The organism is Cronobacter malonaticus LMG 23826 (assembly GCF_001277215.2).
Taxonomy (GTDB): Bacteria; Pseudomonadota; Gammaproteobacteria; order Enterobacterales; family Enterobacteriaceae; genus Cronobacter; species Cronobacter malonaticus.
This window is the reverse complement of sequence record NZ_CP013940.1, coordinates 3,058,024-3,082,053: the sequence shown is the minus strand read 5'-3', so window position 1 is coordinate 3,082,053 and position 24,030 is coordinate 3,058,024. Positions and strand designations below refer to the sequence as shown.

At 59.4% G+C, this 24,030-nt stretch carries 21 protein-coding genes; 18 read left to right on the top strand and 3 right to left on the bottom strand.

The window, feature by feature from the left end:
• Positions 1 to 111 precede the first annotated feature (111 nt).
• The 7 genes from phoB to AFK66_RS14460 all read left to right on the top strand — a co-directional run bounded on the left by phoB (position 112) and on the right by AFK66_RS14460 (position 11,457).
• Positions 112 to 801: a phosphate response regulator transcription factor PhoB gene (phoB, locus tag AFK66_RS14490; RefSeq protein ID WP_004387771.1), complete on the top strand. Its 690-nt coding sequence runs from the start codon at positions 112 to 114 to the stop codon at positions 799 to 801.
• 22 nt (positions 802 to 823) lie between these two features.
• Complete coding sequence (gene phoR / locus AFK66_RS14485) at positions 824 to 2,137, top strand: phosphate regulon sensor histidine kinase PhoR (protein ID WP_007781289.1); 1,314 nt, start codon at positions 824 to 826, stop codon at positions 2,135 to 2,137.
• Positions 2,138 to 2,535: 398 nt separating this feature from the next.
• Positions 2,536 to 3,855, top strand: a complete 1,320-nt coding sequence (gene brnQ / locus AFK66_RS14480; RefSeq protein WP_007781291.1) for a branched-chain amino acid transporter carrier protein BrnQ — start codon at positions 2,536 to 2,538, stop codon at positions 3,853 to 3,855.
• Positions 3,856 to 3,925: 70 nt separating this feature from the next.
• The gene (proY, locus tag AFK66_RS14475) at positions 3,926 to 5,293 is read left to right on the top strand and encodes a proline-specific permease ProY (RefSeq protein ID WP_007781293.1); all 1,368 of its coding nucleotides are present in this window, start codon (positions 3,926 to 3,928) and stop codon (positions 5,291 to 5,293) included.
• Positions 5,294 to 5,461: 168 nt separating this feature from the next.
• Positions 5,462 to 7,279 (top strand): maltodextrin glucosidase, encoded by a 1,818-nt coding sequence (malZ, locus tag AFK66_RS14470; RefSeq protein ID WP_023899257.1) that lies wholly within the window; start codon positions 5,462 to 5,464, stop codon positions 7,277 to 7,279.
• A gap of 84 nt (positions 7,280 to 7,363) precedes the next feature.
• A complete protein-coding gene (locus AFK66_RS14465; protein ID WP_023899256.1) occupies positions 7,364 to 10,090 on the top strand; it encodes a DUF2339 domain-containing protein in 2,727 nt (908 codons plus the stop codon).
• Entirely contained in the window at positions 10,087 to 11,457 is a 1,371-nt protein-coding gene (locus tag AFK66_RS14460; RefSeq protein WP_007781304.1) for a DUF3999 family protein, read from the top strand. The genes AFK66_RS14465 and AFK66_RS14460 overlap by 4 nt, the downstream gene beginning before the upstream one ends.
• Here the strand turns inward: AFK66_RS14460 and acpH are convergent, their stop codons facing one another.
• Positions 11,458 to 12,039, bottom strand: coding sequence for an ACP phosphodiesterase (gene acpH / locus AFK66_RS14455; protein WP_007781306.1), 582 nt, complete (start codon positions 12,037 to 12,039; stop codon positions 11,458 to 11,460). It lies immediately after the preceding gene.
• Between the two features lie 101 nt (positions 12,040 to 12,140).
• Here acpH and queA point away from each other — a divergent pair, with 101 nt between their 5' ends.
• From queA to secF, 5 genes are all read left to right on the top strand, one after another.
• Positions 12,141 to 13,211: a tRNA preQ1(34) S-adenosylmethionine ribosyltransferase-isomerase QueA gene (queA, locus tag AFK66_RS14450; protein ID WP_023899255.1), complete on the top strand. Its 1,071-nt coding sequence runs from the start codon at positions 12,141 to 12,143 to the stop codon at positions 13,209 to 13,211.
• A gap of 109 nt (positions 13,212 to 13,320) precedes the next feature.
• Entirely contained in the window at positions 13,321 to 14,448 is a 1,128-nt protein-coding gene (gene tgt, locus AFK66_RS14445) for a tRNA guanosine(34) transglycosylase Tgt (protein ID WP_004387763.1), read from the top strand.
• 21 nt (positions 14,449 to 14,469) lie between these two features.
• On the top strand, positions 14,470 to 14,802 hold the full coding sequence (gene yajC / locus AFK66_RS14440) for a preprotein translocase subunit YajC (RefSeq protein WP_023899254.1): 333 nt from the start codon (positions 14,470 to 14,472) through the stop codon (positions 14,800 to 14,802).
• Between the two features lie 27 nt (positions 14,803 to 14,829).
• Positions 14,830 to 16,677, top strand: a complete 1,848-nt coding sequence (secD, locus tag AFK66_RS14435) for a protein translocase subunit SecD (RefSeq protein WP_071603058.1) — start codon at positions 14,830 to 14,832, stop codon at positions 16,675 to 16,677.
• A gap of 10 nt (positions 16,678 to 16,687) precedes the next feature.
• Positions 16,688 to 17,659, top strand: coding sequence for a protein translocase subunit SecF (secF, locus tag AFK66_RS14430; protein ID WP_004387760.1), 972 nt, complete (start codon positions 16,688 to 16,690; stop codon positions 17,657 to 17,659).
• Positions 17,660 to 17,855: 196 nt separating this feature from the next.
• Here secF and AFK66_RS14425 read toward each other — a convergent pair whose 3' ends face one another.
• Together AFK66_RS14425 and AFK66_RS14420 are read right to left on the bottom strand one after the other, a co-directional pair.
• A complete protein-coding gene (locus AFK66_RS14425) occupies positions 17,856 to 18,734 on the bottom strand; it encodes a nucleoside-specific channel-forming protein Tsx (RefSeq protein WP_032967964.1) in 879 nt (292 codons plus the stop codon).
• Between the two features lie 340 nt (positions 18,735 to 19,074).
• The gene (locus AFK66_RS14420) at positions 19,075 to 19,635 is read right to left on the bottom strand and encodes a SadB/YajI family lipoprotein (RefSeq protein WP_007781317.1); all 561 of its coding nucleotides are present in this window, start codon (positions 19,633 to 19,635) and stop codon (positions 19,075 to 19,077) included.
• A 154-nt stretch (positions 19,636 to 19,789) separates the two neighbouring features.
• Here AFK66_RS14420 and nrdR point away from each other — a divergent pair, with 154 nt between their 5' ends.
• From nrdR to pgpA, 6 genes are all read left to right on the top strand, one after another.
• Positions 19,790 to 20,239: a transcriptional regulator NrdR gene (nrdR, locus tag AFK66_RS14415; protein WP_004387756.1), complete on the top strand. Its 450-nt coding sequence runs from the start codon at positions 19,790 to 19,792 to the stop codon at positions 20,237 to 20,239.
• Positions 20,240 to 20,242: 3 nt separating this feature from the next.
• Entirely contained in the window at positions 20,243 to 21,346 is a 1,104-nt protein-coding gene (gene ribD, locus AFK66_RS14410; RefSeq protein ID WP_023899252.1) for a bifunctional diaminohydroxyphosphoribosylaminopyrimidine deaminase/5-amino-6-(5-phosphoribosylamino)uracil reductase RibD, read from the top strand.
• An 87-nt stretch (positions 21,347 to 21,433) separates the two neighbouring features.
• Positions 21,434 to 21,904: a 6,7-dimethyl-8-ribityllumazine synthase gene (gene ribH, locus AFK66_RS14405; RefSeq protein ID WP_004387754.1), complete on the top strand. Its 471-nt coding sequence runs from the start codon at positions 21,434 to 21,436 to the stop codon at positions 21,902 to 21,904.
• 21 nt (positions 21,905 to 21,925) lie between these two features.
• Positions 21,926 to 22,345 carry a transcription antitermination factor NusB gene (gene nusB / locus AFK66_RS14400; protein ID WP_004387753.1) on the top strand — a complete coding sequence of 140 codons (420 nt, stop codon included), beginning with the start codon at positions 21,926 to 21,928 and terminating at the stop codon, positions 22,343 to 22,345.
• Between the two features lie 187 nt (positions 22,346 to 22,532).
• Complete coding sequence (gene thiL / locus AFK66_RS14395; protein ID WP_007781329.1) at positions 22,533 to 23,513, top strand: thiamine-phosphate kinase; 981 nt, start codon at positions 22,533 to 22,535, stop codon at positions 23,511 to 23,513.
• Positions 23,488 to 24,009 carry a phosphatidylglycerophosphatase A gene (gene pgpA, locus AFK66_RS14390; protein ID WP_004387751.1) on the top strand — a complete coding sequence of 174 codons (522 nt, stop codon included), beginning with the start codon at positions 23,488 to 23,490 and terminating at the stop codon, positions 24,007 to 24,009. Before thiL ends, pgpA begins: the two co-directional genes overlap by 26 nt.
• Positions 24,010 to 24,030 lie beyond the last annotated feature (21 nt).

The following is a 24,030-nucleotide window of genomic DNA, read 5'->3' as shown; positions in this document are numbered from 1 at the left end:
CGCCTGCGCTGACAGGTCATCTTACGGTCATCTTTTTCATAAATCTGTCATAAATCTGACGCATAATGGCGCCGCATAACATACTGTTTACTTTATTTAACAGGGCGAATCATGGCGAGACGTATTCTGGTCGTTGAAGATGAAGCACCTATCCGCGAGATGGTGTGTTTCGTACTGGAACAAAACGGCTTCCAGCCGGTGGAAGCGGAAGATTATGACAGTGCGGTGAATCAACTCAATGAGCCGTGGCCCGATCTGATTCTGCTGGACTGGATGCTGCCCGGCGGATCGGGGATCCAGTTTATTAAACATATCAAACGCGAAGCGCTGACCCGTGAGATCCCTGTGGTGATGCTGACCGCGCGCGGCGAAGAAGAAGATCGCGTGCGTGGCCTGGAGACCGGGGCTGACGATTACATTACCAAACCGTTCTCCCCGAAAGAGCTGGTGGCGCGTATTAAAGCGGTCATGCGTCGTATCTCGCCAATGGCCGTTGATGAAGTTATCGAAATGCAGGGCTTAAGCCTCGATCCGTCATCGCACCGCGTGATGACCGGCGAAAACCCCCTCGATATGGGGCCGACCGAATTCAAGCTGTTACACTTCTTTATGACGCACCCGGAGCGCGTTTATAGCCGCGAACAGCTGCTGAATAACGTCTGGGGCACCAATGTGTATGTGGAAGATCGCACCGTGGATGTGCATATCCGCCGCCTGCGTAAGGCGCTGGAGCAGAGTGGTCATGACAGAATGGTTCAGACGGTGCGCGGTACGGGTTATCGGTTCTCAACCCGTTTTTAAACCCAAAACAGGAGTGTGACGCGTGCTGGAACGGCTGTCATGGAAAAGACTGGTGCTGGAGCTGTTGCTCTGCTGTATCCCGGCGCTGGTGCTCGGGGCGATATTCGGCTATCTGGCATGGTTTTTACTGGCGGCGGTGACCGGATTGCTTATCTGGCATTTCTGGAATCTGCTGCGACTCTCCTGGTGGCTGTGGGTGGATCGCAGCATGACGCCGCCGCCCGGCAGCGGGAGCTGGGAGCCGCTGCTCTACGGCCTGCACCAGATGCAGTTGCGCAATAAAAAACGCCGCCGCGAACTAGGTAATCTTATCAAACGCTTTCGCAGCGGCGCGGAATCCCTGCCGGACGCCGTGGTGCTGACCACGGAAGAGGGCGTCATCTTCTGGTGTAACGGCCTTGCGCAACAGCTTCTCGGCCTGCGCTGGCCGGACGATAACGGCCAGAACATCTTAAACCTGCTGCGCTACCCGGAATTCACCAGCTATCTGCGCGGCAAGGAGTTCAACCGGCCATTGCATCTGGTGCTTAACAACGGGCGTCATCTTGAGTTTCGCGTCATGCCGTACAGCGAAGATCAACTGTTAATGGTGGCGCGCGACGTCACGCAGATGCACCAGCTCGAAGGCGCGCGGCGCAACTTCTTCGCCAACGTCAGCCATGAGTTGCGCACGCCGCTCACCGTGTTGCAGGGGTATCTGGAGATGATGCACGAGCAGACGCTCGAAGGGCCGCTGCGGGAAAAAGCGCTACACACTATGCGCGAGCAGACTTACCGCATGGAAGGGCTGGTGAAACAGCTACTCACGCTCTCGAAAATCGAGGCGGCGCCCGCGATGCAGCTTAACGAAACCATCGACGTGCCGATGATGCTGCGGGTGGTGGAGCGCGAAGCGCAGACGCTGAGCCAGCAGAAGCATACTTTTACGTTTGAGGTCGATCCGCAGCTCAAAGTGCTTGGCAATGACGAGCAGTTGCGCAGCGCGATTTCAAACCTGGTCTATAACGCGGTCAACCATACGCCCGAGGGCACGCACATCACCGTGCGCTGGGAGCACGTGGCGAACGGGGCGCGCTTTAGCGTGGCGGACACCGGGCCAGGGATTGCCGCGGAGCATATTCCGCGCCTCACCGAGCGGTTCTATCGTGTTGATAAGGCGCGCTCGCGCCAGACAGGCGGGAGTGGGCTGGGGCTTGCGATTGTGAAACATGCGCTGACGCACCACGATGCGCGTCTGGAGATTGAAAGTACGCCTGGCAAAGGCACCACGTTTTCGTTCCTCCTGCCGGAGCGATTAATTGTCTCCGCGCCCGCTAAAGCGCTTTCTGACATTTAGTTCGTCAACCTTTCTTTCCAGGGCCAGCCATAAGCTGGCCTTATTCATTTTTTCGCCGCCTCTGAACGTTTTTTTCAGCGTTTGACGCTTTTTTGCTCGCGCGAATCGCCGGAGGTTTTTTACGATTTCAGATTTTATCACTACCCTGAAACTTAGATCTGGCATAAAGGTCTGGTTTTACGATCCCGTCTTGCCTTTAAACGTTATAAGCGTTTAAATTGCGCCCCTGCTATTGCCAGACCGACTGTTTTTACCTGGTAAATCGAAAAACAATTCTTCGCCAGCGTAATCGGGAAGCATATCCCGCTGTCAGCTCTGCAAATAGCCGCGTTTTCGTCAGGTGACTGGCGGTAAAAAATTATTCAATTTCAACACCACATCCACAGGCAGTAAATCTTATGACCCATCGTTTAAAATCGCGCGACATTATCGCACTGGGGTTTATGACCTTTGCGCTGTTCGTCGGCGCGGGCAATATCATTTTCCCTCCTATGGTTGGTTTGCAGGCCGGTCCGCATGTCTGGACGGCGGCGATCGGCTTTCTTATTACCGCCGTGGGTCTGCCTGTGCTGACCGTGGTGGCGCTGGCGAAAGTCGGCGGTGGCGTTGACAGCCTGAGCCATCCGATTGGCCGCGTCGCGGGCATTCTGCTGGCGACGGTGTGTTATCTGGCCGTCGGGCCGCTGTTCGCGACGCCGCGCACCGCGACCGTGTCGTTTGAAGTTGGCATTGCGCCGCTCACCGGCGACGGCGCGCTGCCGCTGCTCATCTACAGCCTGGTCTATTTCGCGCTGGTGATTCTGGTGTCGCTCTATCCGGGCAAACTGCTGGATACCGTGGGCAACTTCCTGGCCCCGCTGAAAATCATCGCGCTGGTGGTGCTGTCGGTGGCGGCGATTGTCTGGCCGGCGGGCGATATCAGCGTGGCGACAGACGCCTATCAGAAAGCGGCGTTTTCTAACGGCTTCGTGAATGGTTATCTGACGATGGATACGCTCGGCGCGATGGTGTTCGGGATTGTTATCGTCAACGCGGCGCGTTCACGCGGCGTGTCTGATTCTCGCCTGCTGACGCGCTACACCATTTTCGCGGGCCTGATGGCGGGCGTCGGCCTGACGCTGCTCTACCTGGCGCTGTTCCGTCTCGGTTCTGACAGCGCGACGCTGGTGGATCAATCCGCTAACGGCGCGGCGATTCTGCATGCCTATGTTCAGCATACCTTCGGCGGCGCGGGTAGCTTCCTGCTGGCGGCGCTGATCTTCCTCGCGTGTATGGTGACGGCGGTCGGCCTGACCTGCGCCTGCGCCGAGTTCTTCGCGCAGTACCTGCCGCTCTCTTACCGCACGCTGGTGTTTATCCTGGGTCTCTTCTCGATGGTGGTGTCGAACCTTGGCTTAAGCCAGCTGATTCAGTTCTCCATTCCGGTGCTGACGGCCATCTATCCGCCGTGTATCGCACTTGTTGTGCTGAGCTTCACCCGCGGCTGGTGGCATAATTCGGGCCGTGTTATCGCCCCGGCGATGGCGGTCAGTCTGCTGTTTGGTTTGATTGATGGGGTGAAAGCCTCGGCGATAAGCGGTATCCTTCCGGCCTGGACTCAGAAACTGCCGATGGCGGATCAGGGGCTGGCCTGGCTGCTGCCGACCGTTGCGATTACGCTGGCGGCGGCGCTCTGGGATCGTGCGGCCGGACGGAGCGTGACAACCACCGCTCACTGATCGTCGGTTGATTGTTGAACCACGGGGCCTGGCTCCGTGGTTTTTTATTGTATGACGTGGTACTGGAAAGATGGAAAACGAGAACAAGCTCAAGCGCGGATTGAGTACAAGACACATCCGCTTTATGGCGCTGGGTTCAGCGATTGGCACCGGCCTGTTTTACGGCTCGGCGGACGCCATCAAAATGGCCGGCCCGAGCGTACTGCTGGCTTACATTATCGGCGGCGTGGCGGCGTATATCATCATGCGCGCGCTCGGCGAGATGTCAGTGCACAACCCGGCGGCGAGCTCATTCTCTCGCTACGCGCAGGATAACCTTGGCCCGCTTGCAGGCTATATCACCGGCTGGACCTACTGCTTTGAAATTCTGATTGTCGCCATTGCCGACGTTACCGCGTTCGGCATCTATATGGGCGTCTGGTTCCCGACGGTGCCGCACTGGGTCTGGGTACTGAGCGTGGTGCTTATCATCTGCGCCATTAACCTGATGAGCGTGAAAGTGTTCGGCGAGCTGGAGTTCTGGTTTTCGTTCTTTAAAGTCGCCACCATTATCATCATGATCGCGGCCGGTATCGGCATCATTGTCTGGGGTATCGGCAACGGCGGTCAGCCGACCGGCATCCATAATCTCTGGAGTAACGGCGGCTTCTTCGCGAACGGCTGGATTGGCACCGTCATGGCGCTGCAAATGGTGATGTTCGCCTACGGCGGCATCGAGATTATCGGCATCACCGCCGGTGAAGCGAAAGATCCGGCTAAATCCATTCCGCGCGCCATTAACTCTGTGCCGCTGCGTATTCTGGTGTTCTACGTCGGCACTCTGTTCGTGATTATGTCCATCTACCCGTGGAGTGAAGTCGGCACCAACGGCAGCCCGTTTGTGCTCACCTTCCAGCATATGGGGATCACCGTTGCGGCGGGCATTCTGAATTTCGTGGTGCTGACGGCCTCGCTGTCGGCAATTAACAGCGATGTGTTTGGCGTGGGCCGTATGCTGCACGGCATGGCCGAGCAGGGCAGCGCGCCGAAAGTGTTCGCCAAAACCTCGCGCCGCGGCATTCCGTGGGTGACGGTGGTGGTGATGTGCTTCGCGATGCTGCTGGCGGTGTACCTCAACTACATCATGCCGGAAAACGTCTTCCTGGTGATTGCGTCACTCGCGACCTTTGCGACCGTCTGGGTCTGGATAATGATCCTGCTCTCGCAGGTGGCGTTCCGCCGTCGCCTGAGCGCAGATGAAGTCAAAGCGCTGAAATTCAAAGTGCCGGGCGGCGTGGCGACGACCATCGTCGGCCTGATTTTCCTGGCGTTTATCATCGCGCTGATTGGCTATCACCCCGATACCCGCATTTCGCTCTACGTCGGTTTCGCGTGGATTGCGCTGCTGCTGGTGGGCTGGGTGTTTAAACGCCGCCGCGACGCCCGACTTTCCGCATAATGCTCCCTTCCATCCCCGCCGCCTGGCGGGGATGTCGTTTTCGCTCTACGCTCACTTCTGTTTCTCCGCCTCCCGTCTCCTCCCCCAATTAAATCCAGAATGAGGAAGGCGCGCGGTTGCCCCTGTGGAAAGATGCGCCTGTTTTCTGTCGATTAAGGATCAAATTGTATGTTGAATGCCTGGCATCTCCCCGTTGCGCCCTTTATTCACCGGCAGGGGGAGAAATTACTCATTACCCTCTGGCTTGCGGGCGACGCGCTGCCGGAAAAGGTCATGCTGCGTTACGAGCGCGATAACGAAGAAACGCCCTTTGAGATGAAGCGCCTGAGCGCCGCGCCGCATCCGCAGGTCAGCGCGTGGCAGGCGAGCATTCCGCTCGGCGACGGCCAGCCGCGCCGCCGCTACGGCTTTAAGCTTTTATGGGGCGATCGCCAGCAATGGTTCAGCCCGCTGGGGCTGAGTGAGTTTCCGCCCGCCCGGCTGGCGCTGTTCGCTATCGACGCGCCCGACGACGGCCCGCAGTGGGTGCAGGATCAGGTGTTCTATCAGATTTTCCCGGACCGCTTCGCCCGCAGTACGACGCGCGGCGCGCAGCAGGACAATATCTATTTCCACCACGCCCAGGGCCACGACATCATTCTGCGCGACTGGCACGAGCCGGTCAGCGCAGAGGCGGGCGGCTCGACGTTTTACGGTGGCGATCTCGACGGTATCTGCGAAAAACTGCCGTACCTGAAAAAACTCGGCGTCACGGCGCTCTACCTCAACCCCATCTTCAGCGCGCCGAGCGTGCATAAATACGACACCGCCGATTATCGCCACGTCGATCCGCAGTTCGGCGGCGATGAGGCGCTGCTGCGCTTGCGTGAAAAAACGCGTGAGACGGGTATGCGCCTGATTCTGGACGGCGTCTTTAACCACACCGGCGACACGCACCCGTGGTTCGATCGCCAGAATCACGGCACCGACGGGGCGTGCCATCACCCGGATTCGCCGACGCGCAACTGGTACACCTTCGCCGGGGACGGTCATGCCTTCTGCTGGCTCGGCTACGACAGCCTGCCGAAGCTCGATTTCGCTGAGCCTGGCGTGGTGGACGAGATTTATGCGGGCGAAGAGAGCGTGGTGAAGCACTGGCTGAAAGCGCCGTGGAGCATCGACGGCTGGCGGCTCGATGTGGTGCATATGCTCGGGGAAAGCGGCGGCGCGAAAGCAAACCTGCGCCACGTTGAGGGGATCACCCGCGCGGCCAAAGCCGTAAACCCGCAGGCGTTTGTCTTCGGCGAACATTTTGGCGATGCGCGCCAGTGGCTGCAAAACGACGTGGAAGATGCGGCCATGAACTACCGTGGCTTTACGACGCCGGTGTGGAGCTTTCTCGCGGGTGTCGATCACGGGCTGGAGCCGCAGCAGCTTGACGCCGCCGACTGCGCGCGGTGGATGGAGGAGTATCGCGCCGCGCTCTCGCACCAGCAGCAGTTGCGTATGTTTAACCAGCTCGACAGCCATGACACCGCGCGTTTTAAAACGGTCGCCAAAGGCGACCCGGCGCGCATCAGGGCAGCGGCGGTGTGGCTTTTCTGCTGGCCCGGCGTGCCCTGCGTCTTCTATGGCGACGAAGTGGGCGTGGAAGGCGGCAACGATCCGTTCTGCCGCCAGCCGTTCCCGTGGGATAAGACACAGCAGGACGGCGAGCTGCTGGCGTTGTATCAGCGGCTCGCGCGCCTGCGTCATCGCAACCGGGCGCTGCGTTCCGGCGCGTGTCAGGTGGTGTATGCGAAAAGCGACGTCCTGGTGTTTACGCGTGTCTTTCAGCAGGAGCGGGTGTTGGTGGCGCTGAATCGCGGCGCAGCCTGTGAAATCACACTGCCGTTCTCGCCGCTCCTTGATGACCGGGCCTGGACGCGCGAAGAGGGCGGCGGCGCGCTGGAAGGGCAGACGCTGCGGCTCGCCGCGGGCGCGGCGGTGATCCTGCATTCGCGATAAGCGTAACGAAACGCGGTAAAGGAATACCGCTTTTCATCCAGATATGGGAAAGTAGCCGCACTTCTGCCGCAGGGTCTGAAATCAATGGATGAGATTTTTGTATTTGCTGCTCTGATTGCGCTCTTCTGTGTGGTTGTGGTGCCAGTCATAGCCATCATGGCGCTAAAACGCAGCGCGCGTAATGAAACCGAACTTCATCGCCTGCGTAATCGCATAGAGACGCTGGAAGCGCGGCTTGCCACGGCGTCTGCGCCGCCGGGCGCGGAAACCGTACCGATGGCAACCCCTGCGGCGGAGCCTGCGCCCGTGTTTGTCGCGCCGAAGCCTGAACCGGTGCCTGAAACCGCGGCAGCGCCCGAGCCTGAACCGGCGCCGCAGACGGACGCGCCGCCGGTCTGGTCGCAGGCCGTGCGCAACGCGGCGAAAGCCCCTGCGCCCGCCGCCGCTACGCGCCGCGAGGAACCCGCAGCAGAATCTGGCCATGCCGCGGCGGCAGGCGGCATGCTTACCAGCCTGACGCGCTGGTTTATGCAGGGCAATCCGCTCGCCAAAATCGGCGTCATTCTTCTCTTTTTAGGCATCTCCTTCCTGCTGCGCTACAGCGTTGAGCGCGGCATGCTGCCGCTTGAGCTGCGCGTGGCGGGCGCGGGCGTCGCCGCGCTCGTGCTGCTGGCGTTCGGCTGGCGACTGCGCCACAAGACGCCGGTCTATGCGCTCATCCTCCAGGGCGGCGCGGTGGGCGCGCTCTATATCACGATTTTCGGCGCGTTCCGGCTCTGGCAGATGCTGCCGATGCCGCTCGCCTTCGGCCTGATGCTGGTAGTGTGCGCCGCGAGCGTCGCGCTGGCCGTGCTGCAACGCGCGTTAAGCCTCGCGATGCTGGCGAGTCTCGGCGGCTATCTCGCGCCGCTGCTGCTCTCCACCGGCGGCGGCAGCCACATCGCGCTTTTCTCATTCTATCTGCTGTTGTCGGTGGGCATCGCCGCCGTCAGCGTCTGGCAGCACTGGCGCGAGCTTAATCTGCTTGGTCTGCTGTTTACCTTTGGCGTGGCGGGACTCTGGGGCATTAACGGTTATCAGCCGGACGAGTGGCTGAGCTGCCAGCTCTTTCTTATCGCCAATATTCTGCTCTTTGGCGTGGTCTGCGTGGCGCTGTCGCTGCGCGCGCAGGGTCGCAAGAAAATCGTCGATGGCGTGATGCTGTTCGCGCCGCCGCTGGTCGGCTTTGGGATGCAGTATGCGATTACCCGCCACTTGACGTACGGCCCGGCGTTTTCGGCGCTCGGCTTCGGGCTGGTCTATTTGCTGCTCGCGCGCGCCGCGCTGCGCCGCTATCCGCAGGAAGGACGGATACTGGCGCTGGGCGGGCTGGCGCTTGGCGGCGCGTTTGTCACGCTCGCTATCCCGCTGGCGTTGTCGGCCCGCTGGACGGCGCTCGCCTGGGCGCTGGAAGGGCTGGGGCTGCTGTGGTTTGGCATGCAGCAGGCCCAGCGGCGGATGAGCTACAGCGGCAGCGCGCTGCTGGCGCTTGCGGCGGCCAGCGCCGTTTACGCCTGGATTGATGGTATTACGCTGCTTAACGCGGCGTTTATCAGCGCGGTGCTGGCGCTCTGCTGGCTGGCAGGCGGCTGGCTGTGGCGCGAGCCGCAGCGGCAGGTGAGCCGGGCGCATCTTGGCGCAGGCATCGCTTTCTGGCTGGTGGCGCTGTTGCAGGCCGCCCGCTGGGCATTCGCGGATATCTCCCAGGGCCTGGCCCTGACGCTTGCGCTACTGACGCTCTCCGCCTTGCTGTGGCGCGCGGCATCGCGCAAAGCGGCGTGGCCGGATCTCGCTTACGCCGTCTGGCTGTTGTGGCCGGGTATGGCGCTGATGCTGATTTATCAGATCGTTATCGACGGCGCGCTGGTGCTGGCGGGCTGGCACAGTTTAGTCTGGTGCCTGGCGTTGCCGTGCGCGCTCTGGCTGCTGCGCCGTGACGCCGGCGCGTTGCCGGTGCGTCTCCAGCAGGGGCTGCATCTGTCGCTATTCTGGATGCTGCTCATTGCCGCTGGCGCGGAAACCTGGTGGTTTACCGACAGCCTGCCGTGGGGCAGCGAGGCGTGGCAGACCGGTATTATCCTCGTCGTCAGCGCCGCTATCGTATTGCTGGTGAACGGTGCGATCCGCCGCAGCCTGTGGCCGTGCGCGCAGTGGCCTGCGCTTTACAGCGGGCCGGGGCTGTTGCCGGTCGCGCCTGTACTGGCGTTCTTACTGCTTGCGGGTAACCTGATGAACGGCGCGACGGTCGACTGGCCGTACCTGCCGCTGATCAACCCGCTGGAGCTTGGCGCAGGTTTCGCGCTGCTGGCGGCGCTGAGCGGGTGGCGGCTGCTTACGCGCTTCTGGTCGCCGCTGTTACAACAGGCGCAGCCGTGGACGCCGCTCGTCTGGTATGCGCTGCTGTTCTGGTGGGGCAACGGGCTGGTGCTGCGCACGCTTGCGTGGGCAGGGGAGATCCCCTGGCAGTTCGACGCGCTGTGGGATTCTCGTCTGGTCCAGACCACGTTCGCGCTGCTCTGGATGTTGCTGGCGCTGCTGGTGATGGTCAGCGCCACGCGCAAGGGCGCGCGGCAGGGATGGTTTTGCGGCGCGGGCCTGCTCGGCGTGGTGATTGTGAAGCTGATGCTGGTGGACAGCGCAGGCGGCGGCGGGCTTGCGCGCGCCGTGGCGTTTATCGGCGTCGCGGTGCTGGTGCTGATTGTCGGTTATTTCTCACCGCTGCCGCCGAAAGCGGCGCGGCCGGTCAATGCCCGTCAGGGAGAGGCAGAATGAAACAGTTATGGGTTGCCCTTGTCTGGGCGTTCGCCGCCACCTGCGCGGCCAGTGACGACACTTCTCGCGCCGAGCGCCCGCAGGATTATGCGCGCGGCATGGAGCTTGTGGTGGAAGGGCAGTCGCCGTGGTACCGGCTGCCATTGCCGGAAGCCGTCTATTCGCAGAGCGCGTGGCCGGATCTGCGCGATATTCGCGTGTTTAATGCGCAGGGAAGTAGCCTGCCTTTTGCGCTCGACACCACCACGCCGCCCGCGCCAGCGCCGCAGCCCGCGCCGCTGACGGTCTACAGGCTTGACGCCCAGCCGGTCAAAACCAGCGAAGAAGATCAGCGCACGGTGCTGTTAACGTCGCCGTCTGGCGTGCAGATCCGCATGGAAAACGCGCCGGTAGAGCAACTGAGCGCCAGCTGGCTGATCCCGCTTGGCGAGAACAACGGCGAGCGCGCGCTAACCCAACTGCAACTGACGTGGCCGCAACAGGTCAACGGCTGGCAGGCCCGCGTGGACGTGCTTGCGAGCGAGACGATGCGCAACTGGCAGCCTGTCATCGCGGATGCGCCGCTGCTGGATTTGGCCTCCGGCAATCAGCGGCTGTTGCAGAACACGGTGGATTTCAGTGACGCGCCGTCTCTCTTTGGCGCGAAATATCTGCTGGTGGTGGTGAAAAACGCCAGCGCGTCGATTGATTTTACCTCGGCTACCGGGCTGTGGCAGGCACCGCACGTACAGCCGCGGCGCGTCACGCTTGCCGCGCATGGCGAGAAAGAAAACGATGACACCGCCGTGTATCGCTGGGCGCGGCCACAGCCATTCGATGCCCTGACGCTGCGTCCGCAGCTTGAGAACGCTGTTGTGCCGGTGGAGATTGAGTATCGCAGCGCGGATAACATGGCGTGGCAGCTGCTCGCCCGCACCGTTATTTATCGTCTGCCGGAGCGTCCGGCGGTGACGCTGCCGCTGCACGGCGAGCTGATTTCCGCGCTCCGCGTGCGGGCGGTGAACCAGCGCTTTGGCGACGCCTTCCCGGAAGTGATCGGCGAGCGCGACGAAAAAACGCTGGTGTTTAACGCCCAGGGCAGCGGCCCGTTCCTGCTCGCCTGGGGCAATGGCGCGGCTAAAGCGCAGGCGCTGGAGCTACAAACGCTGGTGCCGGGCTCTCACGATCCGGAGATGTTGCCTTACGCGCAGACGGTCAAAGCGGTGACGCTTGGCGGCGAGGCGCGGTTGACGGCCAAAGATGCCAGCGCGCAGCGAAATGCGTTCTATACCTGGATCATCTGGGCGGTGCTGGTGGCGGGCGCCGCCGGGTTGCTGCTGCTCGCCTGGCGGCTGTGGCGCGAGATTCGCGGCGAAAAAGCGGCGTAATCAGAGCGTTTGCTCGCGCGCCATCGCCATCATGCGTGGATAAAAGCGCCAGAACTGGCGCTCCAGCGCGGCGTAATGGGTGTTCAGATCGTCCCAGGAGTCGCGCAGGGCCGCGAGTTTCGGACGGCGGGTCGCCATGCCGTTAAGCACGCGGGCGATGTAGTCCATCTCGCGGTAGCGCTCCATCCAGCGTTCGCGCCAGAGGTAGTTATTAAGATTCACAAAGCGCTCCGGCGCGTCGGGTAGCGTCGGTAAAATCTGGGCGTGCGCGTGCGCGATAAATTCCGCAAGCGGGATCTCCGGCGAGATTTGCGCCCAGTGGCGCGAGAGAAAGTGATCCCACATAACATCCAGCGTCACCGGCGCTACGCGGCGAGTTTCGGGGCGGAACCACTCGCGCGCCTCGCGCACTTCCGGCAGGTTATCGGTCAACACATCCACGCGCCGGTGCATATAAATTCCCGCCACGACATCCGCCGGATAAAGCTCATCCGGTTTGCCGCGCACGAAGTCCGCCATCAGATTGCCGGGCAGCGAACTTTGCGCCAGATGCGCCAGATGCAGATGGGCAAGAAAATTCATAACGATCCTTTCCTTAAAGAGAGATAAAGCGGCTTATCAGTTGCAGGGAGCGCGCCCCGGCACTAGACTAGCCGCCTGTTTTTTATGTCAGAGTTCCAGCCATGCGTTTGACCGATTTCTCCTTTGAATTACCCGAATCCCTGATAGCTCACTATCCGCAAGCCCAGCGTAGCGCCTGTCGCCTGCTGTCGCTCGACGGGCCGACGGGAGATCTCACGCACGGCACTTTCACCGATTTGCTCGATAAGCTCAACCCCGGCGATCTGCTGGTCTTTAACAATACCCGCGTGATCCCGGCGCGCCTCTTTGGCCGCAAGGCGAGCGGCGGCAAAATTGAAGTGCTGGTGGAGCGTATGCTCGACGACCATCGTGTGCTGGCCCATATCCGCGCGTCGAAAGCGCCGAAGCCGGGCGCGGAACTTCTGCTGGGCGATGATGAAAGCGTAAACGCCACGATGACCGCGCGCCACGACGCGCTGTTCGAAGTGCAGTTTAACGACGAGCGCCCGGTGCTGGATATTCTGAACAGCATCGGCCATATGCCGCTGCCGCCGTACATTGAACGCCCGGATGAAGAGGCTGACCGCGAGCTTTATCAGACCGTCTACAGCCAGAAACCGGGCGCTGTCGCGGCACCGACTGCGGGCCTGCACTTTGACGAGCCGCTGCTTGAGCGCCTGCGCGCGAAAGGCATTGAGATGGCGTTTGTCACGCTACACGTCGGCGCGGGGACGTTCCAGCCGGTACGCGTTGAGAGCATCGAAGATCACGTGATGCACTCTGAATACGCCGAGGTGCCGCAGGAGGTGGTCGACGCGGTGCTGGCCGCGAAAGCGCGCGGCAATAAAGTCGTCGCCGTGGGCACGACATCGGTGCGATCGCTTGAGAGCGCCGCGCAGGCAGTGCAAGACGCGCTTATCGCGCCGTTTTTCGGCGACACCCAGATTTTTATCTATCCGGGCTATCAGTACAAAGTGATCGACGCGCTGGTGACCAACTTCCACCTGCCGGAATCGACGCTCATCATGCTGGTGTCTGCGTTCGCAGGCTATAAGCACACCATGAACGCCTACCGCGAAGCGGTAAAAGCGGAGTATCGCTTTTTTAGTTACGGCGATGCGATGTATATCACGTACAATCCGCAGGCCATTAACGAGCGCCCGGGCGAATAACCGGGCGCTTGCCGCTTTTCTCTCTCCTTAACGGGAGAGGGCCGGGGTGAGGGGCACCCTCACTCTGTAACATTAATCATCAGACTGTCTCTCTGATGTGGAGAAAAACGTGAAATTCGAACTTGATACGACCGATGGCCGCGCGCGCCGCGGCCGCCTGGTATTTGATCGCGGCGTCGTGGAAACCCCGGCGTTTATGCCCGTGGGCACCTACGGCACCGTCAAAGGCATGACGCCGGAAGAAGTGGAAGCCACCGGCGCGCAGATTATCCTCGGCAATACCTTTCACCTCTGGCTGCGTCCTGGCCAGGAGATCATGAAGCTGCACGGCGACCTGCACGATTTTATGCAGTGGAAAGGCCCTATCCTGACCGATTCCGGCGGCTTCCAGGTCTTTAGCTTGGGCGATATTCGCAAAATCACCGAGCAGGGCGTGCATTTCCGTAACCCGATCAACGGCGATCCTATCTTCCTCGACCCGGAAAAATCGATGGAGATCCAGTTCGATCTCGGTTCTGACATCGTGATGATCTTCGATGAGTGCACCCCGTACCCCGCAGACTGGGACTACGCGAAGCGCTCTATGGAGATGTCCCTGCGCTGGGCGAAACGCAGCCGCGATCGCTTTGACAGCCTTGGCAACAAAAACGCGCTGTTCGGCATTATTCAGGGCAGCGTTTACGAAGATTTACGCGATATCTCCGTGAAAGGTCTGGTAGAGATAGGCTTTGATGGCTACGCTGTCGGCGGCCTGGCTGTCGGCGAGCCGAAGGAAGATATGCACCGTATTCTTGAGCATGTCTGCCCGCAGATCCCGGCGGACAAGCCGCGCTACCTGATGGGGGTGGGCAAGCCGGAAGATCTGGTCGAAGGCGTGCGTCGCGGCATCGATATGTTCGACTGCGTCATGCCGACGCGCAACGCGCGCAACGGCCATCTTTTCGTCACCGAAGGCGTAGTGAAAATCCGCAACGCGAAGTACAAAAGCGATACGGGGCCGCTGGATCCTGAGTGTGATTGCTATACCTGTCGCAATTATTCACGCGCCTACTTGCATCATCTCGACCGTTGCAACGAAATACTGGGCGCGCGGCTTAATACCATTCATAACCTTCGCCACTATCAGCGCTTAATGGCTGGTTTACGCAAGGCTATTGAAGAGGGTAAATTAGAGCACTTCGTCGCGGATTTCTACCAACGCCAGGGGCGGCCGGTGCCACCGTTGAACGTTGATTAATTTAATAATGAGGGAATTTGAATGAGCTTTTCTATTTCTGACGCGGTAGCCGCTGGTGGTGCGCCGGCGCAGGGCAGCCCGATGTCTCTGATCCTGATGCTGGTCGTGTTTGGTCTGATTTTCTATTTCATGATCCTGCGTCCGCAGCAGAAGCGCGCTAAAGAGCATAAAAACCTGATGAGCTCCATCGCCAAAGGGGATGAAGTGCTCACTAACGGTGGTCTGGTGGGGCGCGTGACCAAAGTAGCGGAAAACGGCTACATTGCTATCGCCCTGAACGACACCACCGAAGTGGTTATCAAGCGTGACTTCGTCGCAGCCGTCCTGCCGAAAGGCACCATGAAGGCGCTGTAATCCATTGTTTTCCCAAAGGGAACTGCCGTGTTAAACCGTTATCCTTTGTGGAAGTACCTCATGCTGGTCGCCGTGCTTATCGTCGGCCTGCTTTATGCACTTCCCAACCTGTATGGTGAGGATCCGGCTGTTCAAATCACTGGCGCGCGCGGCGTCGCCGCCAGTGAGCAAACGCTGATCCAGGTCCAGAATACGTTACAAAAAGAAAAAATTTCCGCGAAATCTGTGGCTCTGGAAGAGGGCGCAATTCTCGCGCGCTTTGACTCCACCGATACTCAGCTGCGCGCTCGTGAAGCGCTGATGAGCACGATGGGCGATCAATTCGTCGTTGCGCTTAACCTCGCGCCTGCCACCCCACGCTGGCTTACCGCTATTTCCGCCGAACCGATGAAGCTGGGTCTCGACCTGCGCGGCGGCGTTCACTTCCTGATGGAAGTGGATATGGACACCGCGCTTGGTAAGCTCCAGGAACAGAATATGGACAGCCTGCGCAGCGATCTGCGCGAGAAAGGGCTGAGCTGGACGAACGTGCGTAAAGCCGATAACTACGGCGTGACGATTCAGTTCCGTGACAGCGATATTCGTGACGCCGCGGTCTCTTATCTGACGAGCCGCCACCGCGACATGGTTATCTCAAGCCAGGGCGATAACAGCCTGCGCGCGGTGATGTCTGATGAGCGTCTGCGCGAAGCGCGTGAATATGCCGTTCAGCAGAACATCAATATCCTGCGTAACCGCGTGAACCAGCTGGGCGTTGCCGAGCCGCTGGTGCAGCGTCAGGGCGCTGACCGCATCGTGGTCGAGCTGCCGGGTATTCAGGATACCGCTCGCGCGAAAGAAATCCTCGGCGCGACCGCGACGCTGGAATTCCGTCTGGTTAACAGTTCTGTTGACCGTTCAGCCGCCGCAACAGGCCGTGTTCCAGGCGATTCTGAAGTGAAGATGACTCGTGAAGGCCAGCCGGTTGTGCTGTACAAACGCGTTATCCTGACCGGTGACCATATTACCGATTCCACCTCCGGCGTTGACCAGTACAACATGCCGCAGGTAAATATTTCGCTCGATAGCTCGGGCGGCAATATCATGTCCAATTTCACCAAAGACAACATCCATAAACCGATGGCGACGCTCTTTGTGGAATATAAGGACAGCGGTAAGAAAGACGCCAACGGCCGCAGCATCCTGGTAAAACAGGAAGAAGTGATTAACGTCGCGACGATTCAGGCGCGTCTTGGTCAGAACTTTGTGATTACCGGCATCGATAACCCGAACGAAGCGCGTCAGCTTTCGCTGCTGCTGCGTGCGGGCGCGCTGATTGCGCCGATTCAGATTGTGGAAGAGCGCACCATCGGCCCGACGCTGGGTATGCAGAACATCACTCAGGGTCTGGAAGCGTGTCTGGCGGGCCTCGCGGTCTCCATTCTGTTTATGATCCTGTTTTATAAGAAGTTCGGTCTTATCGCCACTACGGCGCTGCTGGCGAACCTGGTGCTGATCGTCGGCATTATGTCGCTGCTGCCGGGCGCGACGCTCACCATGCCGGGTATCGCGGGGATCGTGTTAACCCTTGCGGTCGCGGTGGATGCGAACGTGCTGATAAACGAGCGTATCAAAGAAGAGCTCAGCAACGGCCGTTCGGTGCAGCAGGCGATTGACGAAGGTTATCGCGGGGCGTTCAGCTCGATTTTCGACGCCAACGTCACGACGCTGATTAAGGTCATCATCCTGTACGCAGTGGGAACCGGCGCGATTAAAGGGTTTGCTATCACGACCGGTATCGGCGTGGCGACCTCCATGTTCACCGCTATTGTCGGTACCCGTGCCATTGTGAACCTGTTGTACGGCGGCAAACGCATCAACAAGCTGTCTATCTGAGGAGTGCGTTGTGGCACAGGAATATACTGTTGAACAATTGAACCACGGCCGCAAAGTCTATGACTTTATGCGCTGGGACTACTGGGCCTTCGCCATTTCCGGCCTGCTGCTTGTCGCCTCTATCGTGGTGATGGGCGTACGCGGGTTTAACTGGGGTCTCGATTTTACCGGCGGTACGGTTATCGAGATTGGCCTGGAAAAACCGGCGGATCTGGATGTAATGCGCGAGTCGCTGGTAAAAGCGGGCTTTGAAGAGCCGCTGCTGCAGAACTTCGGCAGCAGCCGCGACATCATGGTCCGTATGCCGCCTGCCCAGGGTGAAACCGGCGGTCAGGCACTTGGCACCAAAGTGGTGAACGTCATTAACCAGGCCACCGGCCAGAACGCGGCGGTAAAACGTATCGAGTTTGTCGGCCCGAGCGTAGGCGCTGACCTCGCCCAGGCGGGCGCGATGGCGTTGCTGGTCGCGCTGCTCTCCATTCTGGTTTACGTCGGGTTCCGCTTTGAGTGGCGTCTGGCGGCCGGTGTGGTTATCGCGCTGGCGCACGACGTCATTATCACCATGGGCGTGCTGTCGCTGTTCCAGATTGAGATTGACCTGACCATCATCGCCTCGCTGATGTCGGTTATTGGTTACTCGCTCAACGACAGCATCGTGGTTTCTGACCGTATTCGTGAGAACTTCCGCAAGATCCGTCGCGGAACGCCTTACGAAATCTTTAACGTGTCGCTGACCCAGACGCTGCAAAGGACGTTAATCACATCCGGTACAACGCTTGTCGTGATCCTGATGCTTTATCTGTTCGGCGGCGCGATGCTGCAGGGCTTCTCGCTGACCATGCTTATCGGTGTCTCTATCGGTACGGCGTCGTCCATTTATGTCGCTTCCGCTCTGGCGCTGAAGCTTGGCATGAAGCGTGAACACCTGTTGCAGCAGAAGGTGGAAAAAGAGGGCGCGGATCAACCGTCTCTTCTGCCGTAATCGCGCAGCAGCGTTTTACGTTAATAAAACCGCAGGGTCAGGCCTGCGGTTTTTTTTCGCCTTGATATGAATAGGTGAGAAAAAAGAAAAGGCGATGAACGTATATCTGTGGCGGCTAACAGCAGGGCGTGATAATCAACGCCCATAAAAAAAGCCAGCAGACGCTGGCTTTTTCACAGGTTCAGCGGGGTAAGGCTTAGAAGTTGTAACCTACCACCAGGTAACCACCCCAGCCCGTAGTGCGGGTGTTGTAGTTAGTGAAGGCTAATTGCGCATCATCGTTCCACTGACCGCCGTTGTGCCAGTAACGCGCGACCACGGAGTAGTGCCAGTGATCGTAATTCAGCGCCAGAATATGGCTGGAGGCGATGGAATCGTTAGTGCGGGCTTTCACGCCATTGAGCGCATAACCGCCTTTATCACCGAGGTCTGAACCCCAGTCAAAGTTGGTAAAACCGATATAGCTCAGGTTGCCGCCCCACAGCTGGGTGATCGGCACGAAGTATTTCACTTTAAAGCGGTAGCCGTCCCACTCGTTCTGGTTTTCTGCACCGTAGTTCTGCCACTGGTATTTGGCATAAACGTTCAGGGAGAGGCTCATCGGCAGGCCGGTGTCGATATCGGTACCAAGACCCATATACCAGGTGCTCTGACGGCCAGAAGCGTTGCGGCCCATATCGTAGATATAGTTATTCGCGAAATACCACTCTTTGAACGGGCCGAACGCCAGGCTGGTGCCGGTCAGCTTATCGATAGAGAAACGCGGTTCGATTTCCACAAACAGCGGGGAACCGTGGTTCCAGATCCCTTTAGCATCGGAGTTACCACCGAAGAAGACCGGGGCGTCCGCGTAGCCGTAGAAATCAAACCAGTCTTTTTTGGCGAACGCTTCATATTCCAGATAGGTATCGTTGCGGATGGTCGGTCCGAAGCGTGTGTGGTAGCTGCCCACCACGTTTACGCTCTGGTGCCACCAGTCGGAAACAAACTCACTATTGCTGGTTTCTGCCGCGCCGGCAGTAAAAGAGGTGGAGAGCGCCAGGGCTGCACCGGCAGCTAAAACAATTTTTTTCATAATAGAGCCACTGTTTTCAGGAAATCCCCATTTCTGGGTGGAGTAATGCTTTCGCGCAACGCGGTTAAACCGCCGCCGCATAAATTGTGCTGCCTATTATAAGTATCCAGCCTCACAAAAATATGTGGCGTTTCACATTCTTGTCATGTACGTAATCGATTGCGTTCGCGTTTGCGTACATCGGAACGCGGATTCTAGCGGCATAAGGGAACTAAGCCAACTCCTGTTACACCATTTTTGCGAAGCGGCAGGGAATAGATGAGGAATTTACGGCGCGAGAAAAGCAAGAAAAGCGAGCGGCGCGAATGTAACAAACTCCGCGCCACAGATGCTGAGGCACTCAGGGCGCGACGACGGCGTCACCGGCGATAAGCGGCTGGATATCATGCACGCGGATAAAGCCCAGCTGTTCTGGCGTGATGCCGGTCAGCGTCAGGGGAATGGAAACATCACTCGGCGCCAGCGTGCTGGCAGGTGCGCTGAACGGCTGGTTCTGCACGTTCACTTCCCGGTAATTTTCGGTGGTGCCCTGTAACTGGCCCCATTCGACGGTGCCGGTAAAGGCGGGCAGCGCCTCACTGGATTCGCTCTGGATAAACAGCGTCGCCTGTGTGCCGTTCGCGCCCGCCGTGACGTTGCGCAGCGACATTTTCAGCATACCGAGCTGGCTGCTTAAGCGAGCGGGCGTGTTAGAGCACGGCAGCAGGTAGACGCCGCTTTTCGATTTCACATTCAGCGCGTTCTGCTGCGTGATTTTGACAGTCTCCTGCTTGAGCTTCGTCATCTCCTGATTGAGCGTGCTGACATTCTGGTGCATCTGGCGTACTTCGCTCTGCGGGGCGCAGGCGCTTAAGGCCAGTGCGCTGGCGACGATAGACCATTTCAGATAACGTGTTGTCATTGTTCGCTTTTCCTGAAAGAGTGGCGGTCTTTTTATGGTAGAGCGTAACGGGGCATCCGGCATAGCGCCTTTGTCTCAAAAAGGTTGCGTCTTTGTAGTCCCGCCAGTTCAGGGTAAACTGTTGTTCAGTTAACTTTTTCAGTCAGGAAGCGCTATGCATTGCCCGTTCTGTTTCGCCGTTGACACTAAAGTGATCGATTCCCGCCTGGTGGGAGAGGGCTCCTCGGTGCGCCGCCGCCGCCAGTGCCTGGTGTGTAATGAACGTTTCACGACCTTTGAAGTCGCGGAACTGGTCATGCCGCGCGTGGTGAAAAGCAACGACGTGCGCGAGCCTTTTAATGAAGACAAACTGCGCAGCGGCATGCAAAAAGCGCTGGAAAAACGCCCGGTCAGCTCCGATGACGTGGAGATGGCCATCAACCATATCAAATCCCATCTGCGCGCGACCGGCGAGCGCGAGGTGCCGAGCAAACTTATCGGCAATCTGGTGATGGAGCAGCTTAAAAAGCTCGATAAAGTCGCCTATATCCGTTTTGCCTCGGTCTACCGCAGCTTTGAAGATATCCGCGAATTCGGCGAAGAGATCGCCCGCTTACAGGATTAACCGATGTCTGACGAATTTTACATGGCGCGCGCGCTTAAGCTCGCGGGCCAGGGACGTTTTACCACGCATCCGAATCCGCGCGTGGGCTGCGTGATTGTTAAAGATGGCGTAATCGTCGGCGAAGGCTTTCATCTGCGCGCCGGCGAGCCGCATGCCGAAGTGCATGCGCTGCGCATGGCGGGCGACAAGGCGCGCGGTGCTACCGCGTATGTCACGCTTGAACCCTGTAGCCACCACGGACGCACGCCGCCGTGCTGCGATGCGCTGATTAACGCGGGCGTCGCGCGCGTTGTCGCGGCAATGCAGGACCCGAACCCGCAGGTGGCGGGCCGGGGCCTGTACCGTCTTCAGCAGGCGGGCATTGAGGTCAGTCATGGCCTGATGATGAGCGAGGCCGAAGCGCTTAATAAAGGCTTTCTCAAGCGTATGCGCACCGGTTTTCCGTTTATTCAGCTCAAGCTCGGCGCGTCGCTTGACGGCCGCACGGCGATGGCGAGCGGCGAAAGCCAGTGGATAACCTCGCCGCAGGCGCGTCGCGACGTGCAGCGTCTGCGCGCCGAAAGCCATGCTATCCTCACTACCAGCGCCACGGTGCTGGCCGACGATCCGTCAATGACCGTGCGCTGGGATGAGCTCGGCGAAGAGACGCAGGCGGTTTATCCACGTGAAAACCTGCGCCAGCCGCTGCGGATCGTGCTCGACCGCCAGAATCAGGTGACGCCCGCGCACAAGATTGTCAATCAGCCCGGCGAGACGTGGCTTGCCCGCGCCTGCCCGGACGACACCGTCTGGCCAGAGGGTGTCGAACAACTGCCGACGCCCGTGCATAACGGCAAGCTCGATCTGGTGTTGCTTATGATGCAGCTCGGCAAACGCCAGGTGAACAGCCTGTGGGTTGAAGCGGGCCCGCAGCTCGCCGGCGCGCTGCTTCAGGCGGGGCTGGTAGATGAGCTGATTGTTTATATGGCGCCGAAACTGCTCGGCAGCGAGGCCCGCGGGCTGTTCGCCTTGCCAGGTCTTGAGCGGCTCGCCGACGCGCCGCGTCTGGAATTTCGCGACGCCGTTCAGGTAGGCCCCGATTTGCGCCTGCGCCTGACGCTCGCCTGACGGCGGGACGTAAAACGTAAGCAGTGCGCGAAAGAGTATGATAAAATCCGCCCCCCTGCGGGGGCTACATAACCCTAAGGTAAGAGTATGAACATTATTGAAGCTACCGTTGCTGCCCCGGACGCTCGCGTCGCCATCGCCATTGCGCGTTTCAACAACTTCATCAACGACAGTCTGCTGGAAGGCGCTATCGACGCCCTGAAACGCATTGGTCAGGTAAAAGATGAAAATATCACCGTCGTGTGGGTGCCGGGCGCTTACGAGCTGCCGCTGGCGGCTCAGGCACTGGCGAAAACCGCAAAATATGACGCGGTGATTGCGCTCGGTACGGTGATTCGCGGCGGCACCGCGCATTTCGAATATGTTGCCGGCGGCGCCAGCAACGGTCTGGCCCACGTGGCGCAGCACAGCGAAATTCCGGTAGCTTTTGGCGTACTCACCACTGAAAGTATTGAACAAGCCATCGAACGCGCTGGCACAAAAGCCGGGAACAAGGGCGCCGAAGCGGCGCTGACCGCGCTTGAAATGATTAATGTCCTGAAGGCTATCCAGGCCTGATTTTTTTGTAAGGGGAATTCCGTGAAACCTGCTGCTCGTCGCCGCGCCCGTGAGTGTGCCGTCCAGGCGCTTTACTCCTGGCAGTTGTCCCACAATGACATCGCCGATGTTGAATACCAGTTCCTGGCGGAACAGGATGTCAAAGATGTGGACGTAATGTATTTCCGCGAACTGCTCTCCGGGGTGGCGACCAACAGCGGCTATCTCGACGGCCTGATGAAGCCGTACCTGTCCCGTCAGCTCGAAGAGCTGGGGCAGGTGGAGAAAGCAGTGCTGCGCATCGCGCTGTTCGAACTCTCAAAACGCGACGATGTGCCATACAAAGTGGCCATCAACGAAGCGATTGAGCTGGCGAAAGTCTTCGGCGCTGAAGACAGCCACAAGTTCGTCAACGGCGTGCTTGATAAAGCCGCGCCGCACATCCGCCCTAACAAAAAGTAATCGCCGCCTGCCACCGGCAGGCGAGACCTGACGCTCGTTTTCTTTTACCGTTCTGTGCTTCAGGCGGGCAAAAAGCTGGCGATTGTCTACTATGGTCATCAATACGAAGAAACCTGCGGTTCTTCGTCTGCTGTCTGAGGCCGGGATCCCGGCCTTTTCTTCTTCTCATCTGTTGAGGCGTAACCTTATGTCATGCGGCGAGTTTTCCCTGATTGCACGTTACTTCGATCGGGTCAGAAGCTCTCGTCTTGATGTCGAGACCGGCATTGGCGACGACTGCGCGCTATTAACCGTGCCGGAGAAGCAAACCCTGGCTATCAGCACCGACACGCTGGTGTCGGGCATTCACTTTTTACCGGATATCGATCCGCGCGATCTCGGCTACAAGGCGCTGGCGGTGAATGTCAGCGATCTGGCGGCGATGGGCGCCGATCCGGCATGGCTGACGCTGGCGCTGACCCTGCCGGAGGTGAACGAACCCTGGCTTGAAGCGTTCAGCGACAGCCTCTTTGAACAGCTCAACTACTACGATATGCAGCTTATCGGCGGCGACACCACCCGCGGCCCGCTTTCTATGACGCTCGGCATTCACGGCTTTGTTCCCGCCGGACGGGCGCTGAAGCGCTCTGGCGCGCGGCCTGGCGACTGGGTGTATATCACCGGCACGCCGGGCGACAGCGCAGCCGGGCTCGCGATTTTGCAAAAGCGGCTTCACGTCGAAGATGCCAGCGACGCAGGCTATCTGGTGAAGCGCCATCTGCGCCCGACGCCGCGCGTGCTGCACGGCCAGGCATTGCGTGGGCTGGCCAGCGCCGCTATCGATCTCTCCGACGGGCTGATTTCCGATCTCGGGCATATTCTGAAGGCGAGCGACTGCGGCGCGCGTATTGAGCTTAACGAGCTGCCATACTCCGACGCGCTCTCCCACCACGTTGATCCGGAGCAGGCGCTGCGCTGGGCGCTGTCGGGCGGTGAAGATTATGAGCTCTGTTTTACGGTGTCGGAGATCAATCGTGGCGCGCTGGAAGTCGCGGTTAACCATCTTGGCGTGCCTGTGACCTGCATCGGCCAGCTCACCACGGCGGCGGAAGGGATGGTATTTTTACGCGATGGCGCGCCGGTAACGCTCGACTGGAAAGGATATGACCACTTCGAAACGCACATTTAATAAAGATGTCGCCAAAAGCCGGCTGAATTTACGCAATCCGTGGCATCTGCTCGCCACCGGGTTTGGCAGCGGCTTAAGCCCGTGGGTGCCGGGCACGATGGGGTCGCTTGCGGCGATCCCGTTCTGGTATCTGATGACTTTTTTACCCTGGCAGCTCTACTCGCTGGTGGTGATGTTTGGCATCAGCCTTGGCGTCTATCTCTGTCATCAGACCGCCAAAGATATGGGCGTGCATGACCACGGCAGTATCGTCTGGGATGAGTTTATCGGCATGTGGATAACGCTGATGGCGCTGCCGACGAATGACTGGCAGTGGGTCGCCGCCGGGTTTGTGATTTTCCGTATTTTCGATATGTGGAAGCCCTGGCCTATCCGCTGGTTTGACCGTAACGTTCACGGCGGCATGGGGATCATGGTGGATGATATCGTGGCGGGGATTATCTCGGCGGGGCTTCTCTACTGGATTGGCCATCACTGGCCCATCGGCCTGATTTAAACAAAACAGCCCTCTGCGACG